Here is a 2,500-nt window from a genome sequence, read left to right as displayed (position 1 = left end):
TAGCTGGTTCTCCGCGAAATCTATTTAGGTAGAGCGTCGACCGAATACCCCAGGGGGTAGAGCACTGGATGGGCTAGGGGTCCTCACCGGATTACCAAACCTAACCAAACTCCGAATACCTGGGAGTACTAGTCGGCAGACACACGGCGGGTGCTAACGTCCGTCGTGAAAAGGGAAACAACCCTGACCTACAGCTAAGGTCCCCAAGTTATGGCTAAGTGGGAAAGGATGTGAGGATCCCAAAACAACCAGGATGTTGGCTTAGAAGCAGCCATCATTTAAAGAAAGCGTAACAGCTCACTGGTCTAAATAAGGGTCTTTGCGCCGAAAATGTACCGGGGCTAAAGCCATACACCGAAGCTTAGGGTTCGTGAGCAATCACGAGCGGTAGCGGAGCGTTCTGTAAGCTGATGAAGCCATACCCGTGAGGGGTGGTGGAGGTATCAGAAGTGCGAATGCTGACATGAGTAACGTAAGGGGAGTGAGAGACTCCCCCGCCGAAAGACCAAGGGTTCCTGCTTAAAGTTAATCTGAGCAGGGTTAGCCGGCCCCTAAGACGAGGCGGAAACGCGTAGTCGATGGGAACCACGTTAATATTCGTGGGCCTGGAGGTAGTGACGGATCACACAAGTTGTCCAATCTTATCGGATTGAACGGGCAGCGGAGTGGTTCCAGGAAATAGCTCCTCCTTATAGACCGTACCCGAAACCGACACTGGTGGTCTGGTAGAGTATACCAAGGCGCTTGAGAGAACTATGCTGAAGGAACTCGGCAAATTGCACGCGTAACTTCGGAAGAAGCGTGACCCTTTTCTGCGCAAGCAGAGGAGGGTGGCACAGACCAGGGGGTAGCGACTGTTTATCAAAAACACAGGGCTCTGCGAAGCCGCAAGGCGACGTATAGGGTCTGACGCCTGCCCGGTGCTGGAAGGTTAAGAGGAGGGGTGCAAGCTCTGAATCGAAGCCCCAGTAAACGGCGGCCGTAACTATAACGGTCCTAAGGTAGCGAAATTCCTTGTCGGGTAAGTTCCGACCTGCACGAATGGCGTAACGACTTCCCCGCTGTCTCCAGCATAGACTCAGTGAAATTGAATTCCCCGTGAAGATGCGGGGTTCCTGCGGTTAGACGGAAAGACCCCGTGCACCTTTACTATAGCTTTACATTGGCATTCGTAGTGGCATGTGTAGGATAGGTGGTAGGCTTTGAAGCCTGGGCGCCAGCTCAGGTGGAGCCACCCTTGAAATACCACCCTTATCACTATGGATGTCTAACCGCGGCCCGTTATCCGGGTCCGGGACAATGTATGGTGGGTAGTTTGACTGGGGCGGTCGCCTCCTAAAGAGTAACGGAGGCGCGCGATGGTGGGCTCAGAACGGTCGGAAATCGTTCGCTGAGTGCAATGGCATAAGCCTGCCTGACTGCGAGACTGACAAGTCGAGCAGAGACGAAAGTCGGTCATAGTGATCCGGTGGTCCCGCGTGGAAGGGCCATCGCTCAACGGATAAAAGGTACGCCGGGGATAACAGGCTGATGACCCCCAAGAGTCCATATCGACGGGGTTGTTTGGCACCTCGATGTCGACTCATCGCATCCTGGGGCTGGAGCAGGTCCCAAGGGTATGGCTGTTCGCCATTTAAAGCGGTACGTGAGTTGGGTTCAGAACGTCGTGAGACAGTTCGGTCCCTATCTGCCGTGGGTGTAGGAATATTGAAAGGATCTGTCCCTAGTACGAGAGGACCGGGATGGACGGATCTCTGGTGGACCTGTTGTGGCGCCAGCCGCATAGCAGGGTAGCTATATCCGGACGGGATAACCGCTGAAGGCATCTAAGCGGGAAACCCACCTTAAAACGAGTATTCCCTGAGAACCGTGGAAGACGACCACGTTGATAGGCCGGGTGTGGAAGAGCGGCAACGCTTGAAGCTTACCGGTACTAATAGTTCGATCGGCTTGATCGTTCTCATTCCTTATGCCCATCGTGAAACACGATGGTCTGGCCAGCGCTCACGCATGAGCGGCCCTTACGGGCCTATGCTCCGCGAGGGCGCCGGACGACCGGCGACGCGCAGTCGCGCTTGCGGGCTTCGCCCGAAAGCAAACTGTGGATGTCGCTCAGGCACAAAAAGACAGGTGAAGAGCAACGAGCCAATAGCGAATAGGCATCCCCTATTCACTATTGCCTACTGCCCAATCCCTAACCCAGCTTCTCGAATAACGTGCGTTTTGCCGACCTGGTGGTTATGGCGGAGCGGCTGCACCCGATCCCATTCCGAACTCGGCCGTGAAACGCTCCAGCGCTGATGGTACTTCGTCTCAAGACGCGGGAGAGTAGGTCGCTGCCAGGTCTGCCAAACGCACGTTAAACTCACATCCAATCGGATGGATGTGAAATCTTCTCTTCACGAACAGGCCCGCCAACGGGACAACGGGCCGCGTAAGCGGCCCTTTCAATTTGGCGGCGCGAAGCAGGCAATCGCCCGCTTCCAAACATCGAAGCAGA

At 55.1% G+C, this 2,500-nt stretch carries 2 rRNA genes (1 of these 2 cut by a window edge); both read left to right on the top strand.

Annotated elements, in window-relative coordinates:
- Positions 1-1,958: ribosomal RNA gene (locus FJ426_RS20860) — 23S ribosomal RNA — on the top strand (it extends 853 nt beyond the left edge of the window).
- 272 nt (positions 1,959-2,230) lie between these two features.
- Positions 2,231-2,345, top strand: a 5S ribosomal RNA gene (gene rrf, locus FJ426_RS20855).
- Positions 2,346-2,500: the final 155 nt, after the last annotated feature.

The sequence above is a fragment of the Mesorhizobium sp. B2-6-4 genome (assembly GCF_006441495.1).
Taxonomy (GTDB): Bacteria; Pseudomonadota; Alphaproteobacteria; order Rhizobiales; family Rhizobiaceae; genus Mesorhizobium.
This window is presented reverse-complemented; position numbering and strand designations above follow the sequence as displayed.